General features: G+C 40.8%; 19 protein-coding genes. 8 read left to right on the forward strand and 11 right to left on the reverse strand.

Annotation, left to right across the window (positions count from 1 at the left end; translation table 11 throughout):
• Window positions 1-167: 167 nt before the first annotated feature.
• The 7 genes from V2H41_RS12565 to gcvP all read right to left on the reverse strand — a co-directional run bounded on the left by V2H41_RS12565 (window position 168) and on the right by gcvP (window position 10,177).
• Complete coding sequence (locus V2H41_RS12565; RefSeq protein WP_330975507.1) at window positions 168-1,205, reverse strand: LacI family DNA-binding transcriptional regulator; 1,038 nt, start codon at window positions 1,203-1,205, stop codon at window positions 168-170.
• A gap of 90 nt (window positions 1,206-1,295) precedes the next feature.
• Window positions 1,296-2,138, reverse strand: a complete 843-nt coding sequence (locus V2H41_RS12570) for a DUF4249 domain-containing protein (protein WP_330975508.1) — start codon at window positions 2,136-2,138, stop codon at window positions 1,296-1,298.
• A gap of 9 nt (window positions 2,139-2,147) precedes the next feature.
• Complete coding sequence (locus V2H41_RS12575) at window positions 2,148-4,469, reverse strand: TonB-dependent receptor (RefSeq protein ID WP_330975509.1); 2,322 nt, start codon at window positions 4,467-4,469, stop codon at window positions 2,148-2,150.
• A gap of 71 nt (window positions 4,470-4,540) precedes the next feature.
• Window positions 4,541-5,413, reverse strand: a complete 873-nt coding sequence (locus V2H41_RS12580) for an aldose 1-epimerase family protein (protein ID WP_330975510.1) — start codon at window positions 5,411-5,413, stop codon at window positions 4,541-4,543.
• Window positions 5,414-5,646: 233 nt separating this feature from the next.
• Window positions 5,647-6,702 carry a metallophosphoesterase gene (locus tag V2H41_RS12585; RefSeq protein WP_330975511.1) on the reverse strand — a complete coding sequence of 352 codons (1,056 nt, stop codon included), beginning with the start codon at window positions 6,700-6,702 and terminating at the stop codon, window positions 5,647-5,649.
• A 70-nt stretch (window positions 6,703-6,772) separates the two neighbouring features.
• Window positions 6,773-7,132 (reverse strand): DUF488 domain-containing protein, encoded by a 360-nt coding sequence (locus V2H41_RS12590; RefSeq protein ID WP_330975512.1) that lies wholly within the window; start codon window positions 7,130-7,132, stop codon window positions 6,773-6,775.
• Window positions 7,133-7,309: 177 nt separating this feature from the next.
• Window positions 7,310-10,177 (reverse strand): aminomethyl-transferring glycine dehydrogenase, encoded by a 2,868-nt coding sequence (gene gcvP, locus V2H41_RS12595; protein WP_330975513.1) that lies wholly within the window; start codon window positions 10,175-10,177, stop codon window positions 7,310-7,312.
• A gap of 272 nt (window positions 10,178-10,449) precedes the next feature.
• Here gcvP and V2H41_RS12600 point away from each other — a divergent pair, with 272 nt between their 5' ends.
• The 6 genes from V2H41_RS12600 to dapA all read left to right on the forward strand — a co-directional run bounded on the left by V2H41_RS12600 (window position 10,450) and on the right by dapA (window position 16,395).
• Window positions 10,450-11,370 (forward strand): sterol desaturase family protein, encoded by a 921-nt coding sequence (locus V2H41_RS12600; protein WP_330975514.1) that lies wholly within the window; start codon window positions 10,450-10,452, stop codon window positions 11,368-11,370.
• A complete protein-coding gene (locus tag V2H41_RS12605; RefSeq protein ID WP_330975515.1) occupies window positions 11,363-11,842 on the forward strand; it encodes a YkgJ family cysteine cluster protein in 480 nt (159 codons plus the stop codon). Before V2H41_RS12600 ends, V2H41_RS12605 begins: the two co-directional genes overlap by 8 nt.
• A gap of 66 nt (window positions 11,843-11,908) precedes the next feature.
• The gene (proB, locus tag V2H41_RS12610) at window positions 11,909-12,946 is read left to right on the forward strand and encodes a glutamate 5-kinase (RefSeq protein WP_330975516.1); all 1,038 of its coding nucleotides are present in this window, start codon (window positions 11,909-11,911) and stop codon (window positions 12,944-12,946) included.
• Between the two features lie 46 nt (window positions 12,947-12,992).
• Window positions 12,993-14,231, forward strand: a complete 1,239-nt coding sequence (locus V2H41_RS12615; RefSeq protein ID WP_330975517.1) for a glutamate-5-semialdehyde dehydrogenase — start codon at window positions 12,993-12,995, stop codon at window positions 14,229-14,231.
• A gap of 139 nt (window positions 14,232-14,370) precedes the next feature.
• Entirely contained in the window at window positions 14,371-15,342 is a 972-nt protein-coding gene (locus V2H41_RS12620; protein ID WP_330975518.1) for an acetyl-CoA carboxylase carboxyltransferase subunit alpha, read from the forward strand.
• Between the two features lie 165 nt (window positions 15,343-15,507).
• Window positions 15,508-16,395 carry a 4-hydroxy-tetrahydrodipicolinate synthase gene (gene dapA / locus V2H41_RS12625; protein WP_330975519.1) on the forward strand — a complete coding sequence of 296 codons (888 nt, stop codon included), beginning with the start codon at window positions 15,508-15,510 and terminating at the stop codon, window positions 16,393-16,395.
• A 111-nt stretch (window positions 16,396-16,506) separates the two neighbouring features.
• Here the strand turns inward: dapA and V2H41_RS12630 are convergent, their stop codons facing one another.
• Entirely contained in the window at window positions 16,507-16,956 is a 450-nt protein-coding gene (locus tag V2H41_RS12630) for a hypothetical protein (RefSeq protein ID WP_330975520.1), read from the reverse strand.
• 166 nt (window positions 16,957-17,122) lie between these two features.
• Between V2H41_RS12630 and V2H41_RS12635 the strand changes: the two genes are divergently transcribed.
• Together V2H41_RS12635 and queG are read left to right on the forward strand one after the other, a co-directional pair.
• Window positions 17,123-18,232 carry a lactonase family protein gene (locus V2H41_RS12635; RefSeq protein ID WP_330975521.1) on the forward strand — a complete coding sequence of 370 codons (1,110 nt, stop codon included), beginning with the start codon at window positions 17,123-17,125 and terminating at the stop codon, window positions 18,230-18,232.
• A gap of 35 nt (window positions 18,233-18,267) precedes the next feature.
• Window positions 18,268-19,215 carry a tRNA epoxyqueuosine(34) reductase QueG gene (gene queG / locus V2H41_RS12640; protein ID WP_330975522.1) on the forward strand — a complete coding sequence of 316 codons (948 nt, stop codon included), beginning with the start codon at window positions 18,268-18,270 and terminating at the stop codon, window positions 19,213-19,215.
• Between the two features lie 26 nt (window positions 19,216-19,241).
• Here the strand turns inward: queG and V2H41_RS12645 are convergent, their stop codons facing one another.
• From V2H41_RS12645 to sppA, 3 genes are read right to left on the reverse strand one after another with little or no spacing between them, the layout of a single operon-like run.
• The gene (locus tag V2H41_RS12645; RefSeq protein WP_330975523.1) at window positions 19,242-19,733 is read right to left on the reverse strand and encodes a hypothetical protein; all 492 of its coding nucleotides are present in this window, start codon (window positions 19,731-19,733) and stop codon (window positions 19,242-19,244) included.
• A 40-nt stretch (window positions 19,734-19,773) separates the two neighbouring features.
• Window positions 19,774-20,874: an ABC transporter permease gene (locus tag V2H41_RS12650; protein ID WP_330975524.1), complete on the reverse strand. Its 1,101-nt coding sequence runs from the start codon at window positions 20,872-20,874 to the stop codon at window positions 19,774-19,776.
• A gap of 39 nt (window positions 20,875-20,913) precedes the next feature.
• Window positions 20,914-22,671 carry a signal peptide peptidase SppA gene (gene sppA / locus V2H41_RS12655; protein ID WP_330975525.1) on the reverse strand — a complete coding sequence of 586 codons (1,758 nt, stop codon included), beginning with the start codon at window positions 22,669-22,671 and terminating at the stop codon, window positions 20,914-20,916.
• Window positions 22,672-22,754: the final 83 nt, after the last annotated feature.

Here is a 22,754-nt window from a genome sequence, read left to right on the forward strand (position 1 = left end):
AACTTACGGACACACAATCATTTTCGACAATAAGCATACTCAAATGGCAAAATCGTTTTTGCATAGTAAAAGTAATAAAAGTTTTCAAAAAACAAAATTTTAATTTTTCCTTTACAGAAATTTTCTTAAGTGAAAATGCATTGGGGATTGTTTCTCATAATATTGTCTTACGACAATTTTGTTTTCTTAGAAGGCTTTCTTAAAGAATCTCTGCAAATTAGTTCTGCTTCCAATAAAACCTTACTGTTATTATGATCTGCCTGATTATTCATTTGCGCAATCAGCAACTCAATACCTTTACGAGCGATGTCTACAATAGGCTGATTAATGGCGGTAATAGAAGGCATATACAATTTAAAAATCGCATGATCATCAAAAGACAACACACCTACCCTATCAGGGATTTTCCATTTCAGCGCTTGCAAGGCTCTCAATCCATCGATAGTAAGATAGTTTGTTGCAAAAAAGATAGCATCAATCTCAGGATGTTGTTCCAAAAAACTTTTTATACCTTTCTCATAAGCGTTTTCCATTGTGGAAAAAGGAAGCTTTAATACATACTTTGGCATACGACCCGTATGCTTTTTTATACATTGTCGAAATACCTCTAAACGTTCCTGCATTTGTACTTGATCAAGCGCTGTTACAACAAAAGCAATATTTTTATACTCACGTGAAATCAGTAAGTCTACTCCCTGCGCAATAGCTTTTTTATTATCCACCAGCACATAAGGGATATTCGCATCAGGGAAATAACGGTCAAGCAATACAACGGGTTTTTTGATTTTTTTTAGCTTGAGTATTTCATCCCGCATTCCAATAGACGGTGTCACAATAAACCCATCTACTTGCTTATGCAACACCCTAATTAATTCTACGCCTTTTTTATCCTCATTCTCCGTACTACAATATACAACTCTGTAGCCATCTTTATAAGCAATATCCTCTACTGCTTTAGCCAGAAGCGAGAAGAACACATTGGATATGTCTTCTACAATGAGGCCAATCACATGCGTTTTACCGGTACGCAAACTGGCCGCGGAACGGTTGGGAACATAGCCTGTTTCGGCAATAATTTTTCTAATTTTGGCGGCAAGCTCATCGCTAATGCGCATTTCCTTCTCTTTTCCATTGATCACGAATGATACTGTTGAAGGCACAACTCCTGCCAGCTTGGCGATATCTTTAATCGATAGTTGCTTCACTGCGTATTGTTTTGAATGGGTAATTTGAAACTAATATCGGCAAAGTATTTTTTACTTTTTAATAATATTGTATCCGTTTAAGGGCATTTATTATTCCCACACCTTCAACTCTGGTCTCAAGCTTGACTCAGGGTAACTACAGGTGGAATCAGGGAATACCGCTACATTATACGAAGATATTGTATGTGCACTAAAATGTCCCAAAGCACCACCCTTAATATTACTTAAAGGGTTGGCAGGAGATGCGGTTTGAGGTGCCCCCAAAGCACTTTGGTTTAAACTATTCCAGAAAAGATAATTGGGATAATCGATAGACTGCATAACCACGTATACCTGATCACACTTATACAAAGTATACTCGTCATTAAACACCAGCAAATCATACTTCACACGACGACCGTTAATTAAAGTATCGTTAGTCACAAATACAGTAGCTTCCGGCTCTCCATTTACATATTGAATAAATCGATAAGCATTACCGCTTTGGGGCGGATCGGTAAACTCTACAGTAGCAAACTTTCTGGTCTTACCTAAAAAAGGCCGCTCGGTAATATAAAGGGTATCGATATTCACCTTTCGCGGCATGGTGGATGTAGCGGTATATATTTTGCCATCCAATTCTACCCTAAGAGAGTAGGTATTGCCTGACTTACCGGTAAGATTGGCTCTATAAAGGCCTCTTTCAACTTCCTCCAACCGCACAGGAGATTTATCATTTTCGGCGACGGTTACAATAGCACCTGAAACTCCTGTTTCGAAATTCGTATCGTTGAACCCAACAGTAGTATAAATCAATACACGGCAAGAGTTTTCGCTATCGGTAATATAACCATTAATGACATACTGAGGCGCTGCATCTTTTATGGGTACTGTAATCACCTTCTCACAGGAAATCAAAAACAGACAGGATACCACACTGAATATGTTTCTCAAATACCTCATTTATTTAAGCTTAAAGTTGTAAGAGATTGAAGGAACAAATTTAAACAACGAAGTTTTAACGGCTTCTGTTTTGGTAGGATCATCCTCATTCTGCCTAAAAGTGATCATATACGGATTTTCTCTCCCATAAGCATTATACAAGCTAAATGCAAGTTCTGATCTAAATTTCTTTTTATCTTTCAACACCCAAGTTGCGCCCAAATCCAATCTGTGATAATTGGGCATACGATCGGCATTGCGTTTGGTATAATAAAACACCACCTGGTTATCGATAATATATTTCCCACTGGGATAAGTCACAGCATCTCCGGTATAAAATATCCAATTGGCCGCAAGATTCCAGCGCCTATTTAGTTGATGATTTACAACAAGAGCTATGTCATGCGTTCTATCCTGACGCGCATTGTACCATGCACCATCATTTATTCCGTTTATTTTACGCTCCGTTTTAGAAAGCGTATAACTTATCCAACCCGTTGTTTTACCAGTTTTCTTCTTTAAAAATAGTTCCCAACCATAAGCACGTCCGATACCAAATAGCAGTTGCGTCTCAATGGCATCATTGGTAAACACTTCTGCACCGTCACGATAATCAATCTGATTATACATTTTTTTATAGTACACCTCTGTAGTAAACTCATAACGATTGCCGGCAAAATTTTTATACCAACCCAGAGATACCAGATCTGCAATTTCGGGTTTCACAATATTCGTACTGGCAATCCATTTATCCGTAGGTGCACTGGTAGTAGAATTAGCTATTAGGTGCAGGTTTTGAACATTACGCACATAAGATGCCTTTATAGACGTTGTTGGATTTAATATAAAACTCACGGCCAGTCTCGGTTCCAGATTGATGTAATTTTTTACAAGCTGACCTTTTTTATAAGTGAGCGTATCGGTAATTTTACCATCACCATCTATTTCATAAAAATCACCGGGACCCAGTACCGCAAATGAAGACAAACGCAATCCATAAGTCACATTTAGCCAAGGTAGCATTCTCCATGTATCGCTTGCAAAGATGGCATTCTCCCATGCATACCTTTTTTGCAGATAAAAGTCATTATAGCTGGTTTCGCCCGATGAAGTTACTTCGCCCGGCTTTATGGTATGATAGATAGAATTCAATCCAAAGCGCAAAGTGTGCTTCCCCGATGTATACCATTGAAACTCGTGCTTAAGATTAATATCCCGTATCTCTGAGAAGATGCTTAAATCGTTACTACTGTTATTAATCCGTATATTATAATCAAAATCGCTAAAAATAAGCGACGTATTAGAAAATAACTTGCTATTAAAAATATGATTCCACCTGAGCGTACCGGTTATATTTCCCCAATCCATGCCGAACTGTTGTCCCAACTTCAAATGATCGCGTCCCATATAGCCCGATAAATAAATATTATCCCTTTCACTCAGTTTATAATTGATCTTGGCATTATAATCATAAAAATATAGCCGATTATCCCTTATGCTGGTATCACTGCTGAGCGGAATGAATAAATCGGCATAAGTTCGGCGTCCTGAAAGAAGAAAAGAGGAACGCCCTTTCTGAATGGGCCCTTCAGCATTTAATTTAGCAGAAATAAGTCCAATACCACCGCTAAGTTCAAAATCTTGATTATTGCCTTCATTCATTTTTACATCCAGTACCGACGACAGTCTACCGCCATACTGTGCTGGCATACCACCTTTGTATACGGTGATATCTTTAATAGCATCGGAGTTGAACGTTGAAAAAAATCCCAATAAATGAGAAGCATTATACACCTGAGCTTCATCCAGCAAAATCAGATTTTGATCAGAGCCACCCCCTCGCACATAGAAACCACTATTCCCATCTCCCGCCTGCTTAATACCGGGAAGCAATTGAATAGCCTTGAGTATGTCTCGCTCACCCAGCAGCATGGGAATTGTCTTAATTTCATTAGTGCTGAGACGCTCCACTCCCATTTGTGTCCCAGAAATCGTACGTCCCCGGGTATTAGCTGTAACACTTACCGTCTCTAAATTCTTGATTTCATCAGGGAGTTCTATATTCCTAACAATATTGGATTGTAGGGTAATTTTTTCAATTACAGTTTCGTATCCAATGGCAGAATATTCTATTTCATACTCCCCATCCTTTAGAGTGATAGAGTAAAATCCGTACTCATTACTGCTCACCCCCTCATCACTGTTGAGTACTTTTACACTAGCATTAATAAGCGTTTCCCCCGTCCGTGCCGAACGAACAGTGCCGCTCAAGGTATGATATGCCTGTCCATACCCAGAAAGGAATAAAGTTAAACTTAGAAAAAAAAGAATCGTTCGTTTCATTACTTAAAGCACGGGAAGATACATATAAACCCCATAAAGACTACTCTTGAGCCTACTTTTTAATAATACTTTTAAGATATAAAGGAAAATTCCCAGTGCCTAACAAAGACTGCACCAGGTGCCAATTGATGAATACCTTCTTTATTCGTAATCTGTTGATCGGCATTTACACTATCGGCGATACCGCACCAAGGCTCAATACATACAAAATCTGCATTTTTTGCCGCCCAGATTCCTAAATAAGGAAAGTCGTCAAAGCTAATTTCAAAACCTTTATTATTCTTAATGGATACGAGCTTAACTTTTTTACTTTGAAGATGCTTGAAGACGATGGCATCTTTATAAAAAAGCTCCTTTCGCAATTGAATGACATTATTATTATAGAAAAAAGGGATATCGCTACTTTCCAGTAGACCATCATAATTAATGGGCCACCGCCCCGTATTTTCTACCACTTCGAACTCAAGTTTGTAATCGCTATACGCATCTCCTTCGAAAAGCGGCACTTTGAATGCCGGATGCGCTCCAATGGAAAAATACATATCTTCTTCCCCAATATTTACTACCCGATAAGTAACCCTCAGTTTGTCTTCGATAAGTGTATACTCAATGCATAATTTAAAAAGAAAAGGATAGTTCTTTAATGTTTCTTCATCACTTTGCAAAAGAAAACTCAAACTATTATCCGTTGCATTATGAAGCTCAAATACGCAGTCTCTCGCAAAACCATGTCGCCCTAGCTGGTAGGCTCTATTCTTGTAATAATAAGTACCACCTTTTAAAGATCCCACAATAGGGAACAACACAGGAGAATGTTTTCCCCAGAAGGCAGCATCGCCCGACCACATATATTCTTGTCCGGTTTTTACGTCCTGTATACTTTGCAGTTCAGCACCTTTATCAGCCACTGCAATTCTTATATACTCGTTCTCTAATGTATGCATATGCTTTATCATTATACTATCTTAAAGTTAAATCACCATTCATTCTTAAAAGCAATCTTCTTTTACAAAAGTAATTGCATTGTCTGTAATAGAACAAAAGCTATTAAAGGTTAATAGCCTGAGCTGAAGTGTATGCTATTATCCCTAACCATACAAAAACAGATATACAAATAACACAGCCACCTCATCATGACGTATCCGATGAGCACTGTTAGTTATATGATCACATATGGCTAATTAAACAAGGGTTCGGTGAATTGGCTATCCCCATCTACTTCCATTACAACAGAACCGTCATCCTTGGGAACAAATGTTATGACGCTTAGGGTATGTTTGGTTATATTAAACCGCATCAGACGCATGGTACCATTACCGCCATTTCTATCCTTGGTACCGCTGTAGGGAGGATTCTGACGCGACTGGTAATCGGCAAGATAGGCTTTAATAACATTACCATTATAAGTTTCTTTTCTAAAAGACTCTCCGGCTATGTGTCCACCCAACATCAAAAAAACGTTGTTATGGTGCTTGGCCATATCGTAAATCACCTTGCCTTGTTTGGTAAACTGTCCGGGGTTATCATTGGATCCCTGCCCCGGAGTAGTGGCACTGGTCTCATTTTTTCCTCTCCCCATAGTGCTATGCGAGACCAAAATAGCTTTACGATCACGGTTAGCACTCAGCACACTATCGGCCCAACGCATTACAATACGCTCATAACTTTCGCTATAATGAGTGGTGCCCGGCTGATTGTAAGCGAAGTACATTACAAGAAACTTCAACCCATTCGACTCGAAAATATCAAAGTGATCGTCATTGCTGTTATTATTGCCTAGGCTACCCCCATACCAATGCTTACCGATAAAATGATCTTTACCAAAGTATTTGTTATAATAGGTTTGGTCGTCTCCCTTTGCAGGATTGCCATTAGGCGTCTGATCATGATTACCCACAGCTACACCGTAAGGGATATTATGCGCTTCGAGTTTATACAACTCCGTTTTTGCCCGCTCCCACTCTTCCTGAGTATTTTTATCCGTTACATCTCCTAAATGAATCACGTAGGCAATTTTTTCTTTATCCTTATTTTTAATAATCCAGTTAATCTGATTTTGGAACATTTTCATAGTACCTCCATATCGCATAGCAGTATAGTATTGGGTATCGGGCAATACGGCAATAGAAAAAAATTGATCTTTTTTATCAATCCCGTAATCCGAAATGAGAGAAGGGCTTTTACAGCTAAAAAGTAGAATTAGAAGGAATAGCCTGAAGATTTTTTTATTCATAATGCAACGTGTTTTAAACTAAATGGCCTTTAAGCCGAAGATTAAGAATTATAGTTACATAATTAAAGGGTCAACATTTCCATAGCTCTTTTAAATACTCTTGCAGTACTATGGCATTATTAAAGCGCACATCTTTAGCAGCAAATAATAAGGTAAGTACTTCCCCTCCCTGATATTTCAATACAAATTCTCTCAAAGCAGGATTTGCTGCCAACTCTTCTCTATATCTGCTGCGGAACTCTTCCCATTTTGAAACATCATGACCATACCACTTCCGCAATTCGGAAGATGGGGCCAGCTCCTTTGCCCAATAATCAATAGATACGGCATTTTTACTAATCCCCCTTGGCCAAAGTCTGTCTACCAGTACTCTGACACCATCGTCCCGATGTACAGGCTCATATATTCTTTTGGTGAGAATACGTTTCAATACGTTCTCTGTTTTTTATGACAACCGGTATATTACAAGCAATCCGGAGTTATTTTGTATCAATATTGGGCAAATAAGTTACTGAACCTTAATCACAAATTAAAAAATTATGAGGAATAAAACAAAAGCCGCCAGCAATGCTGACGGCTTTACAGTATACGATGATTGATATTAAGTTTACTCTTCTACATACATCTCAACCGGCTCACAGGTACAAATCAGGTTCCGATCACCGAGCGTATTGTTCACACGAGCTACAGAAGGCCAAAATTTATTCAGCTTTACATAGGGCAATGGAAATGCCGCCTGCTGTCTGCTATATGCGTGCGTCCACGCATCGGCCGTTACCGCATATTGTGTGTGGGGTGCGTTTTTAAGCAGATTGTCTTTGACATCGGCCTTACCTTCCTCAATATCGCGAATTTCCTGACGAATATTGATAAGCGCATCGCAAAAACGGTCCATCTCTGCCTTGTCTTCACTTTCTGTAGGCTCAATCATAATAGTACCCGGCACTGGAAAACTCATGGTAGGTGCATGGAAGCCGTAGTCCATTAATCTTTTCGCCACATCTTCGGCTTCTATTTGTGCCGTCTTTTTAAACGGCCTCAGATCTACGATAAACTCGTGAGCACAAAGTCCGTTATTATTAGTGTAGAGAATATCGTAATGCTTAGCCAGTCTCGCACGCATATAGTTTGCATTCAGAATGGCATATTGTGTAGCCTTTTTCAATCCCTCAGCCCCGAGCATGCGGATATAAGCATAAGAGATTAATAAAATAGAAGCAGAACCATAGGGAGCTGCAGATACAGCACCGTTACTATGGCCAGACATAGCCACATGGCCCGGTAAATATTGAGCTAAATGTGCCTTCACACAAATGGGACCTACCCCCGGTCCACCGCCGCCATGAGGGATGGCAAAAGTTTTATGTAGATTGAGGTGGCATACATCTGCACCAATCAATCCTGGAGCAGTCAATCCCACTTGCGCGTTCATATTTGCCCCGTCCATATATACCTGACCACCATAATCGTGTATAATTTGGGTAATTTCCTTTACTGATTCCTCATATACGCCGTAGGTACTGGGATAAGTAATCATAATACCGGCCAACTGATCGGCATACTGATTAGCCTTCACTTTCAGATCCTCCACATCAATATATCCGTTTTCCAGCGCTTTTACCACCACAACTTTCATCCCAGCCATTACAGCAGAAGCAGGATTAGTTCCATGTGCCGAAATCGGAATCAGCATTACATTTCTTTGCGGATTACCCTGTGCTTCATGATAAGCTTTAATGGTAAGTAGCCCTGCATATTCTCCCTGAGCGCCGCTATTGGGTTGAAGACTGCAGGCATCAAAACCCGTTATTTCGCACAGATACTGACTCAACGTATCAATCAGCTCTTTATAACCTCCCGCCTGCCCTACTGGTGCAAATGGATGGATATTGGACCAGTGATTCCAGCTTAGGGGAATCATCTCGGTAGCTGCATTCAATTTCATAGTACAACTACCTAAAGATATCATGGAAGTATTTAGCGATAAATCTTTATTTTCCAGATACTTAATATATCTAAGCATCTGACTTTCGCTATGATAAGAATTAAATACCGGATGTGTGAGATAGGCCGAAGTACGGGTGAGTTTTTCGGGGATGCGATAGAGTCCATCGTCTTCAGCAATCTCAAAAGCGATGGTTTCGCTTTCGTTCTCAAAGCAGCTGATGATATCGAACAAGTCTTCGATAATAGTAGTTTCATCAATGGAAATACCCACCCAATGCTTGTCAAAATATCTGAAATTAATTTTCTTTTCTTCTGCCCGACTTTTGATCACTGATGCATCATCTACCTTCACCACGATGGTATCGAAGAAAGATTGTGCTACTAAAGTATAGCCTCTTGCCTCAATTTCCGAAGCTACAGTTTGTGCAAATATCGCTATGCGCTCAGCAATTTGTTTCAACCCTTTAGGACCATGATATACGGCGTACATAGCAGCCATATTGGCCAGTAGTGCTTGTGCCGTACAGATATTGGAAGTAGCTTTTTCTCTTTTAATATGTTGCTCGCGGGTTTGCAATGCCATACGCAGGGCACGCTTACCCTCGGCATCCACACTTACGCCGATAATACGTCCTGGCAGAAGCCGCTTAAAATCATCTTTGGCCGACATAAATGCGGCATGAGGGCCACCAAAGCCTAGCGGTACACCAAATCGTTGTGCAGAACCCACCGCCACATCTGCTCCCAACTCACCGGGAGGTGTCAGCAATGTCAGCGCTAGTAAATCGGTAGCCATTACCACGTACGCATCCGCTTCATATACCTTACCGATAAAACTGCGGTAATCCTCAATACTACCAATATTATTAGGATATTGTACCAAAGCCCCAAAATAGGTTGCATCAATAACGGCTTCGGCATAATCGCCTTCTACCACCTCGATACCAAAAGGTTTAGCCCGAGTATAAACAACATCTTTGGTTTGCGGAAAAGTTTCCTTATCCAAGAAAAATTTAGGCTTGGTGATATGTTCTTGCCTGTTTTTAGCATTGAAAAACATCAGCATCGCCTCAGCTGCTGCAGTTGCCTCATCTAATAGAGAGGCGTTGGCGAGCGGAAGTCCGGTAAGGTCGCTGACCATTGTTTGAAAGTTCAGCAAACTTTCCAAACGCCCTTGCGAGATCTCTGCCTGATAAGGCGTATACTGAGTATACCAGCCGGGGTTTTCAAAAACATTTCTCAAAATCACCGAGGGCGTAATGGCTCCGTAATACCCCTGACCGATGTAATTACGAAAGATTTTGTTTTTCAAGGATACCTCTTTAATATGCCTCAAAAACTCGTGCTCACTCATGGCTCGGGGGATGTTCAAGGGCTCGGACATTCTGATACCTTCGGGTACGGTTTGATTGATTAGTTGCTCCAGGTTATCAAAGCCGATCTCTTGTAGCATCTTAAGTGTTTCTCTTTCATTCGGCCCGATATGTCTTGTAGCAAATTCCCTGGATTGGAGCTCGAAAAAATTCATAGTAATATTGAGATTAAATTTTTTGGATGCGCAAAGGTAAATGTTTATTTGAAGCGAGAAATGCACTATTTATCCCTCTGTTCAAATTACAGGCATTTAGCATTGTTTATTATGTGGCCCTAAATGTGCAAGAGCTACACACCATAATAGATTCTAATGGTATAAATCTCAGAGGTGCAAAGTATTATAATGCCTCATCATTTCCATCCTTGCATCCTATACGAGTAAATATTTTTCGACTGGGATAAATGTTGTTTGTAATTTTACAACATATGAGTATCGCGAGAGAACAACTGCTGATCCTACTTTCCACTCCGTTGTATATCATCGTTATTGGCCTTGAGATCCTGCTCAGTCATTTGCGTAAGCAGGACACCTATTCGCTCAAAGATACCTTACAGAACCTGTATCTGATGGCCCTTAACAGCGGTATTGACTTGTTATTTCGTACTATTTATATTGGAGTTATACTCACATTTTTCTACGAACATCGCCTAGTTGAGCCGATAGCTAATCCCATCCTTTATTGGGTAATATTATTGCTTTTTGAAGACTTCATGTATTACTGGCTACACCGTGTGGACCATTATTGTAGATTATTTTGGGCCACCCATTTTACTCATCACTCTTCCTCCAAATTCAATCTTACCGTAGGATTTCGTTCCTCGGTACTAGAACCGCTTTACCGCTTCATTTATTTTATTCCGATAGCATGGCTGGGGTTTCAGCCTATCGATATTGTATTTATATATTCCGCCACCCAAATTTGGGGCATTTTGGTACATACGGAGAAGATCAACAAAATGGGTGTTCTAGAACATATTCTAGTAACCCCCTCCCACCACCGCGTACATCATGGATCCAACCCGAAGTATTTGGATAAAAACATGGGGATGTTTCTCATCATATGGGATAAACTGTTCGGTACTTTTCAGGAAGAACTGCCGGCAGAAAAGTATCAACCGATCCAATATGGCCTTACCAAACCTATGGAAAAGGAAGACCCCGTAAACCTAGTATTGTACGAATGGAAAAATATTTACAAAGACGTCACTCAAAAAAATCTGACCTTTAAACAACGATTAGGTTATATCTTCGGCCCTCCCGGATGGAGCCACGATGGTAGTAGGCAAACCAGCGAGGAATTACGGCTACAAGAAGAGGCGCAACTTAAGCAACATCAACATGAGTAAAGACATCTTACATAATTGGGAGAAAAAATCGAAAGAACATCGTAAAACTTATCAGCAGTTTCTAAAACGAGCTAACAAAAATGAAGTTCTTAAACGATTGCCCCTCCTGCATGAGGAAGCTTTTGATAATGTGGATTGCCTTAGCTGTGCCCATTGCTGTAAAAATTATTCTCCCCGTTTTAAGACGCCTGATATTAAGCGCATCTCTAAGCACCTAGGGTTAAAAGAAAGCGTATTTATAGACACCTACTTACGCGTGGACGAGGACGGTGATTTTGTAGTAAAGGCTTCCCCCTGCCCTTTCCTGAATGCAGATAACACTTGCTATATTTACGAAGAGCGACCATCAGATTGTGCCCGCTTCCCGTATACGGATGAAGATGTACTGCTGAAACGTCAGGCCATCACACTTAAGAATAGCGAATTTTGCCCTATCACCTATTATGTGCTGGAAAAACTCCTTCAACAGTAGCAGTCTCAATCGCGCAGGTTTAAAATTTAACACAGGAAAGTTACCTTTGCCTCCACTTAAATCATTATGGCACAAAAAGTTTTAGTAATCAAATTGGGTTCGGCAGTCATTACCAAAACGAATGGCGATATCAATAAACGCGTAATTCAAAAGATTGTTTCGGATATCAGCAGACTTAGCAAAAGCTACAAAATCGTATTGGTAAGTAGTGGGGCGGTTAGCAGTGGTAAAAAATACATTGAAAACTATAAGGGAACTTTGCTACAACGCAAAGTGGCCGCAGCCATCGGCAACCCCATTCTCATCGAAATTTATCGCAATTATTTCAAAAAATTTGGTCTAACGGTAGCCCAAGCCCTCTGCGAACGCGGACATTTCAGCGACCGTAAACAATTTCTGCAATTGCGAGATACTTTCAAAACTTTCTGGGCGCATAATGTGATTCCTGTTGTCAATGAAAATGACGTGATCAGTGATCTCGAACTGAAGTTTTCGGATAATGATGAGCTAGCTACCCTGCTTGCCATTGCATTTGATGCGGAAACACTGGTACTTTGTACTTCGGTAGGTGGATTCCTCGACACCAATAAGCAAATTATCAAAGAAGTGAAATCCATCGATACCACCGTTATGTCGCTGGTGAAAAAAGAAGAAAAATCGGAATTCGGACTGGGTGGTATGCTATCCAAACTTACCTTCACTCGTCTGGCAACCAATCTGGGCATTCATGTAGTAATGTGTGGCCTTCAGTCCGACACTCCTATTGTAGATGCCCTAGGCAGAAAAAACGGCACTTGGTTTCATGCCAAAAAATCTACCCTCAAAAACCGTCAGAAATGGCTAGCCAGCGGTTCTATCACTTTAGGCAATATAAAAGTGGATAAGGGTGCGGCGAAAGCTATCCTAGAACGGAAAAGTCTGCTTACCGTAGGTATCGTCGCTATTGAAGGAAGTTTTGCACAAGGAGAAGTGGTGCAGCTAATGACTGAGGACGGCATTATCATCGGCGTAGCCAAAACAAAAATGAGTAGTGCGGACATGAAAAAGTATATAAAAGTGAAGAATACGGTAGCAGCTCATGCCAATGATATAGTTTTGATATAATTTCGGGATCTATAGTTAATAACAATAAGAGAAAAACTTAAACATTATGTCAATCCAAAAAGCGCTTATCAATGCTAATAAAGCAAAGACCGCTTTACAAAATTTATCGGAAACGCAGTTAAAAAAATTACTGTATGCTATTTCAGATGCCATTATAGCAAATGAAGCAGCCATACTAAAAGCCAATGCTAAAGACCTGGCAGCTAAAGACCCCGATGATCCTAAGAATGATAGGCTGATGTTAAATCCTCAGCGTTTGAAAAATATTGCGGCAGCTATTAAAAACATTGCAAAGTTGCCGGATCCTTCCAATCAAACATTACTGAAGAAAACATTACCCAACGGACTAAAACTAAAGAAGATTTCAGTGCCACTGGGGGTGGTGGGTGCCATATACGAAAGCCGTCCCAATGTGACTTACGATATTGCTGCACTGTGCCTACGCAGCCGTAACGCCTGCGTACTTAAAGGAAGTAGCGATGCCCAGCATACCAATAAAGTTTCGGTAAATCTGATTCATAAAGTATTAAAGGAATTTGGTCTAAATACAGCCACCGTAACATTGTTGCCTCCTGAGAGAGAGGTGGTACAGGAAATGTTTACTGCTACCCGTTATCTGGACGTACTGATTCCGCGCGGATCGGAAGGGCTCATCAACTTTGTAAGACAAAATAGTCTGGTACCGGTTATAGAAACCGGGGCCGGCGTATGCCATATTTATGTGGAAAAAGAGGCGGATTTAAAGAAAGCGGTAAACATTGTTGTCAATGCCAAAGTAAGCCGTCCGTCTGTATGTAATGCCGTAGATGCTATATTGGTAGATAAAGCCATCGCACCTGAGTTTCTCAGTCAGGTGGCACCTAAACTGGGAGAATATCAGGTGGAGATTTTTGCAGATGCGAGCGCTTACAAAATTCTGAAGGGCTATCCACATCTGCAGAAAGCAAAAGCCGAAGACTTTGGGCGAGAGTTTCTCTCATTGAAATGTGCCGTGAAGGTTGTTTCTGGAATGGATGAAGCCCTCGATCATATTGCCACATATTCCACCCGTCATTCGGAAGCCATTGTTTCTAAAAATAAAAAAGCTTGTGAGCGGTTTGTGAAAGAGGTAGATGCGGCGGCTGTATATACCAATGCTTCTACCCGATTTACCGACGGAGAAGAATTTGGCCTGGGGGCAGAAATCGGTATTTCTACCCAAAAACTACATGCGCGCGGACCTTTTGCGCTCGAAAAGCTTGTTACCGAAAAATGGGTGCTGGAAGGTAACGGTCAGATTAGGTAACTTTAAACTATTGATAAATAACTGAAACAATCTGGCGGCGTTGTTTCGGACAAATAGGTATCAACACCTGTTGATATATTTCAAAACCCTATTAATTAATTATTCATTAATTTAGCCGCTTCATAAAACAACTCGTATTATGCCAGATGTTCAGAACAGGCAATTTCTTGATTTTGAAAAACCAATAAAAGATCTTTTGGATGAAATTGCTCTCACTGCTGAACGCCAGGAAAAGACCAATATCGACCTGAGTTCCCAGATTGAGCAGCTTCAACAAAAGGTAGAAGAAACCCGCAGAACGATTACTCAAAACCTCAGCGACTGGCAACGCGTACAACTGAGCCGTCATCCCGATCGCCCTTATACTCATAAGTATATTGAGCTGATGACAGAAAATTATGTTGAATTATACGGTGATCGTAATATAAAAGACGATAAAGCTATAGTAGGTGGCCTTGCTTCACTAGAAGGCCAGACCGTAATGATTATCGGCCACCAAAAAGGCACCAATACCAAAAAACGTCAGCTTCGCAATTTCGGGATGGCCAACCCCGAAGGATATCGCAAGGCATTACGCTTAATGAAGCTGGCCGAAAAGTTCAACAAGCCTATTATCACCCTGATTGATACTCCCGGTGCCTACCCTGGCCTAGAAGCCGAGGAGCGCGGGCAGGGTGAAGCTATTGCGCGCAACATTTACGAAATGATGCGTCTGAAAGTGCCGGTAATTTGTATTATCATCGGTGAAGGAGCCAGTGGAGGCGCATTGGGTATAGGCGTGGGTGATAGAGTATATATGATGGAAAACACATGGTATACCGTAATCTCACCCGAAAACTGTAGCACCATCCTGTGGCGCAGCTGGGATTATAAAGTGCAGGCTGCCGAGCAGCTAAAACTTACTTCCAGTAAAATGAAGGAGTTTGGACTAATTGATGGTATCATTCCCGAGCCGCCCGGTGGCGCACACTGGGATTACAAGCAAGCTGCAGATAATGTCAAAAAACAAATTCTGCAAGCCTTGGCAGAACTAAAAAATATGGATGCTGAACAACGCGTACAAGCCCGCATCGATAAGTTCTGCAAAATGGGTGTCTGGGAAGAACTATAATGCATAATTCAACTTCAGCATTATTACATATACATTGATTAGGGTATCAGCAACTGCTGTTACCTTCATTTTACATATTAACTTAGCTGTATTACAATCGGCATCATCCTATTGCAGAAAGTAAAGTATAACGATTCGAATCACGCATCAAACGATATATTAAAAATGTCTATACAACAAAAACTAACAGGTACAGGAGTTGCGATCGTAACTCCATTTACGGCATCCGGCGATTTCGACTGGCCTGCACTGGAAAATCTGATTAATTTCTGGATTGATAATAAAATTGAGTATCTGGTAGTAGCCGGTACCACGGGCGAAAGCGCTACACTTACCAGAGAAGAAGAGCAGATATTATTTGACTTTGTTAAAGAAAAAGCTGCCGGCCGCATCGGACTGGTAGCAGGTATCGGCGGTAATGATACCAAAGAAACCGTACATGCACTTTCTACCATGAAACTGGACGGCTACGATGCCATTTTATCCGTTTCACCTTACTATAACAAACCCAGACAGGAAGGTATTTATCAGCATTATAAAGCGGTAAATGATGCCGCACCCCTACCAGTAATCATGTACAATGTTCCCGGTAGAACCGGCATGAATGTAACTGCCGAAACAACCCTCCGCATTGCACACGATTGCAAAAATATTATCGCCACTAAAGAAGCCTCCGGCAATTTCGATCAGATTAATCAAATCATCAAGCATAAACCGGCAGACTTTATGGTCATCAGTGGTGATGACGGTATCACATTACCCATGATCGCACTGGGCGCTAAAGGCGTTATCTCGGTTGTGGCGAATGCTTATCCTAAAGAATTCTCTGAGATGGTACGCCTCTGCCTGGCCGGAAAATTTGCTGATGCTTTACCCATACATTTGAAATACATAGAAATTATCAACTCAATGTTTAGTGAAGGCAGCCCATCAGGTGTAAAACAATATCTCAAAGAAATGGGATTATGTAGTACGAATTGCAGATTGCCAGTGGTACCCGTTAGTGAAAAGCATGCAGCTTATATCAGAGAACTCATGACGGCAGCGCAATAAAGATATCAAGCATAAAAGAAAAGGGATCAGCAAAGCTGATCCCTTTTCTTCAATACGCATTTCATGATAAAAGGCCGCTTGCGCGGCCGAATGTATGAAGAACGGATATCTCTATCGTTTGGGAAGCATTTTAATATCCGGTTTTGCCTTACTTCTCATCGCTCCTGCAAAGGAGGCATAAGGATCGTTATCCACCCAATAAGCCAGCGCATTATCGGCTTCACGTTGGGTGCGAATATTCGTTTCCAGAACATCTACCCGAGCGTAGAAATTACCCTTTGGTACATAGATACTCTTCTTACCCACTGAGAAATTACCAATCAGGCGCTCACCCAATATAGGTAAATACTCGTCCTCATTTAATGTAGTTACAATAGCATAGCGTCCGTCATATTCAAACTTCACAATAAAAACATAAGGATAGTCGTCGTAGAAATAATCTACATAAGCAACCTCTTTATTTTTGTCTATCGGAGGGTCGTAATATCTTCTTTTGGTACAGCCCGACAACACCACTACTCCTAATATCACCACCACCACATATGTTAATACCTTTTTCATTTTTATATATTTAATAGGTTAAAAAATATTGTGTTCCTTCTACAACATAGATAGTCTGCCGATTCAAATGGTTTGTAGGGCTTTGTTAAAAAATAGCTAATGTATTTTGAAGCATTTATACCAGCCAATAAAGAGAATACCTATTTTTACAATTAAACATACCCGGATGAAATTATTGCTTACAACCATAATGTGCAGCATTGGCACCATCTTCTTTATGAATACATATGCTCAAAAACTGTTAATCGGCACCTACACTCACAACAAACTTAGCAAGGGTATCTACATCTATGCTTTTGATACAACAACCGGAAAAGCCTCACCTGTTAGTCATGTCAATACCAATAATCCTTCTTTTCTTGTTGCCGACAAAAACAATGCTTTTGTTTATTGTGTGAATGAAGAAAACAAAAACGGAACAGTTAGTGCTTTTTCCTATAACCCTGGCAATAATAGCTTGACATTTGTAAACAGTGAAGACAGCAACGGCAGCGATCCCTGCTACATTAGTTTAGACCGAACAGGCAAATGGCTTTTTGTAGGTAATTATAGTAGCGGCAGCCTTACTGTGTATCCGATTCTGTCGGATGGTAGGATTGGGCCTCGTCATCAATTTATACAACACAAAGGAAGCAGTATCAATAAAAGTAGACAAGAAAACGCGCATGTACACTGCACTTACATAAGCGAAGACAATAAAACCTTATTTGTTCCCGATTTGGGATTAGATAAAGTAATAGTATATCCCTTCAATGCACAAACAGGTTTCTTAGATACAAAGAACCAGTCGGTCATTTCAGTAAAACCAGGAGGAGGTCCGCGCCATATTATTTTCACTCGGAAAGGTACGTTTGGCTATCTCATCGAAGAATTATCCGGCAGTGTAGATGTAATACAAAAGCGTAAGGATGGCTATACAATTATTCAAACTGTCAACCATCTTCCTGCTGAACAGGATGGTGCGGGAGCGGATATTCATCTTTCCCCTGACGAACGATTTTTATATGTATCACAACGAAGCAATAGCACCATCCAGATTTTTAGTGTAGATCCTCAAAATGGAAAGCTCAGCTTTATAGGTGAACAAGCAACCTTGGGAGATTTTCCCCGCAACTTTACCATTCATCCGTCAGGAAAATTTCTGCTGGCCGCTAATCAGAAATCCAACGACATTACCATCTTCAGAATAGACTCAAATACGGGTCTATTACAAGATACAGGAGCGCGCATTGAGGTAGGTGCTCCCGTATGTTTACAATGGATTGATGGGCATTAGTACCATCTATACAATTTTCAACGTTGCATAAAATCATGGATATCGACAAGCGCACCTTATTCATCAAGCAAATCAGCAAGCAGTTAGGCTTTGATTATTGCGGCATTGCTCAGGCGACTCCGCTTCCTGAGGAGGCTCGCAAGCTCGAAGCTTGGTTGAATAAAGGCATGCATGGCCAGATGCGCTATATGGAAAACCACTTTGATCTCCGCGTGGATCCTACCAAGCTCGTACCAGGAGCCAAGTCTGTAATTACATTATTGTATAATTATTATCCTGCACAAAAGCAAAAACCCGATGTACCACAAATAGCAAAATACGCATACGGTAACGATTACCATGAGGTCATCCGTGAAAAACTAAATGGGTTGCTCGCTCAGATAAGAGAAAAAATAGGTACAGTTAACGGCAGAGGATTTGTAGATTCTGCTCCTGTATTGGAGCGCGCGTGGGCCGTGAAAAGTGGATTGGGTTGGGTAGGTAAAAACGGCAACCTAATTCATAAACAAAGCGGTTCTTTCTTCTTTATTGCGACGCTTATAACTGATTTGGAACTTCAGGCCGACGCTCCGTTTGCTAAAGATTATTGCGGAACCTGCACCCGATGTATTGACGCATGCCCCACTAATGCGATTCTGCCCGACAAGGTCATCGATGCAAGCAGATGCATCTCTTATTTCACTATTGAATTAAAGGAAATGTTGTTTCCTGACGAAATGCAAGGCAAGTTCGACAACTGGTTATTTGGTTGTGATGTATGTCAGGATGTATGCCCTTGGAACCGATTCAGTAAGCCGCATAACGAACCAGCATTTAATCCTATTCCTGAAATACTCAACCTTTCTTCAAGCGAATGGGAAGCCATGACTGAAGAACAATTTAGAAGAATCTTCAAGTATTCTCCATTGAAACGGGCTAAATACAAAGGAATTCTTCGCAACTTAAAATTCATTAGTACGGATAAACCCACAGCGCCCCTTTAATACTCCTTAGGATGCTGGGGAACTTTTTACAGATTTTTCAGATTCTCTAGGCTTTTCTTCATCATATCGCCGTAAGCTTTATCGAGCATGAGACTGGAAAATTTTTCCCATGGATACCATTTCAACTGCACTTCAATATATCCCTGCAATACTAAAGAATCACTTTTGAAGGAGGGATCAATACGCCAACCCATAATTACCGGCTTAGCGCCCTTACTCATAGAAGCCTCTACAGCATTGCTATCGGAACTAAGGATCTCCAATCGTATGTCGTTCACCCTGGCCTTGATCACCCTACCCTGTTCCACGTGAGGTTCTTCCAGCTGCGCTCGCTCCAAACCCGGATACCAGCTTTTCCATTGCGATAAATCGCGAACGGGATACAGCACACTGTCTTTTTCAGGAGCAATATTCGTCATGCGCAGTATGCGTAATTGCGACGGAATAAAAAAGGACACAATACAAGCCATGATAAAAAATACCACTGCGCTTCCTATCAATAATTTCAAATATTTCATAAAGCTCTAAAATAAATCACTCCAAGTTTACCCCTATTCGCTACTCCCATTTCATCACCTTAATCACAATAGCGTACACTATAATAATCCAGATTCCCAATATGCCAATCTCCCTCCAACAATCGTATAAATGCAGGCCTTCAAAAGATATTTTACGCAATGCATTATTAAACGGCGTCAAAGGCAGGAGCTGACATATATGCTGCAACCATTGCGGGAATACGCTTATGGGGAAAAACACCCCCGATAACAAAATTTGAGGAAAACCAAACATGTTGATCAGTAAAGGAATGCTGCTATCGCTTTTGGCAATACTACTAAATATCAGGCCCACTCCCATCAACAGGAAAAGCATATAAAGAGTCATCAATAGCATCTCAATAAAGGTGAGAGCACCATTAATAAGTGTAAATTTCAAAAAGAAATGGCCAAAAAGAATCAGCACTATCACATTAATCAGCTGAAAGAACAAGCGACTGGTTCCAATACCTATCAGAATATTAATTTTTTTAACCGGAGATGCATAAAAGCGTTTTAGCACCAACTGTTCTCGCAGATTAAAAAATACAAAAGCAATCCCGAACATCGTTGCAAAAAGAATCGAAAAGCCTATTTGCCCCGGTAGAATAAAATCAATTTGTCGATACTTTTTACCGGGAACAATTTCAGGAACAAATGCATATTCTCGCTGAAGTTTGTGCGCATCGTTCAATTCTATTTGTAATGCTTGATAGTCCAACGCCTGCATCAACGCATACACATTACCTCCGGCCGCTTCACTCGACAATAGGTGTACTTTATAAAAAACGGCTGAATCTGTATGTTGTACTTTTTGAATATCTATTATTGCCGAAAGCTGTCCTTTTTGCAAATCAGCAAACTGCCGCGCCGTATCGGAGTAAGGAACAATTTCTATAAGCGAATTATGGCGAATGCTATCATAGAGTACATTACTTGTATCGCTTGTATTGCTTATCGCAACCCTGAAGGGATCAGCCGGCCGTTCGCTAAATGCACCGAAAACCAAAATAAAGGCAATCGGAAACAAAAAACTGAAAAATATCGACGAGGGCTGACTAAAAATCGCTTTAAAACTTGCTTTTGTAATCGCCCACAATGCCCTAGTCTGACTATATGCCATGAATCATGTTTCTTTTAAATGATCAATCCTACCCCTCTGTTAATGGATAATAAAATCAAATGGAAGTCTGGTTTGAGGGCCGCTTGCCATTGCTCTTATTTTATCCAGCTGTTGCAGCACTTCATAATATTCACTACCCACTTGTTCCTTTATAAGTCGAGCTTGGCTGGCCTGTACCTTATTTAGTCCCAAAAGACGCTCTACAAACGAACTAGTCTTAGGATACTCCCTTATCTGATACTCGCTCAGCTTTGCTTTGGCCGCAGCCGCTTCAATAGCCCTCTGCAATCCTCCATATGCATCCACCAATCCCACTTCTTTGGCTTTAAGACCTGTCCATATACGCCCCTGTGCAATAGTTTCTATATAGGCAGTATCTTTATTGCGTCCATCCGCTACACGTTGTTTAAAATCGGCATATATTTTTTCAATATGCGTTTGAAAGAGTTTGCGCTCCTGCTCCGTCATCGGCCGATTGAGCGTACCTGCATTCGCCAGCGGACCTGTAGCTACGCCATCGAATGTTACACCCAGCTTGTTTTTAAAGAAGCTCGATAAATCAGGCACCACTCCGAAAACACCAATGGAGCCTGTAATAGTACTTTTAGAAGCGAAAATGCTATCTGCAGCCACTGAAATGTAGTATCCTCCTGATGCTGCCACATCCCCCATGCTTACAATCACAGGTTTCTCCTTTTTGGCTAACGCCATTTCGCGCCAAATATTTTCACTGGCCAGTGCACTACCACCACCCGAGTTGACACGGAGCACAATAGCTTTAACGGCTTTGTCATAACGCGCTTTCCGCAACAGTTCGATGTAAGGTTCACTACCAATATTATCCTCCTGTCCTTTTCCATCTACAATATTACCGGTAGCATAAATCAATGCAATGCGATCGCCTTTTCCTTTATCATCTCCCACAGCCGTCGCATATTTGTCTACAGATACGAGGCTGATTTTTGCGTTTTCATCAATTCCTAACCGCTTTTTAATCTCACCCCTTACTTCATCATCATATTTAACGTCGTCAATCAGTTTATGGGTTACGGCATCTTCCGCTGTAAGAATAGCCCCACTATTTGCCAGCTGATACAATGTTGTAGTATCGATCTTTCGGGTAGCAGAGGTTTTATACAGAAAATCACTGTAAATATCATGCAGCCAAACAGAAGTCTGCAGTCTGTTTTCCTCGGTCATCTTATCTACACGGAACGGTTCGATAGCACTCTTAAATTTACCGGCATAAAAAATTTGCGGTTTAATTTCCAACTTATCCAGTGTTCCTTTCAAGAACATATAGTTAACACTAAAGCCCACCCACTCAAACACACCTTTCGGACTCACATATACCTTATCGGCAATGTTGGCTATATCATACGCTTTCTGCGTCATATTATCGCCGTAAGCAATAATAAACTTTCCGGAATTTTTGAAATCGAGCAACGCATTACGGATTTCATCGCTGGTAGCAAAACCATTTGCGTTGTTGTTAGCGATAAGCAATATGCCGCTAATATTTTTATCGGTTTTCGCTTTTTTAATCAGTCTAATAAGATCAAAGAATGAAGGCGTTTCTTCCAAAACATCCGCGTTCACAACCGACTGCCAGTTTTTCACGGGCCTTTCTTCATATTTTTTACTCAAATCGATAGTCAGTACGGTTTTATCGGCTATAACCGTAGCCTGCTTCGACATTAACCCTCCTGCAATGCCAGCTAGAAATACAAATATCAGTATACAACACACCACCAAAGCCAGTAATGTAGCACAAAAGATTTTCAGAAATGATTTCATATGATGAAGATATTTTTAGTATTCCATAATCGCTGGGGCAACTATAAAGCCCCTATCACGCTATGTACTTTTATGGATATTTT

Source organism: Niabella digestorum, assembly GCF_036409055.1.
Taxonomy (GTDB): Bacteria; Bacteroidota; Bacteroidia; order Chitinophagales; family Chitinophagaceae; genus Niabella; species Niabella composti.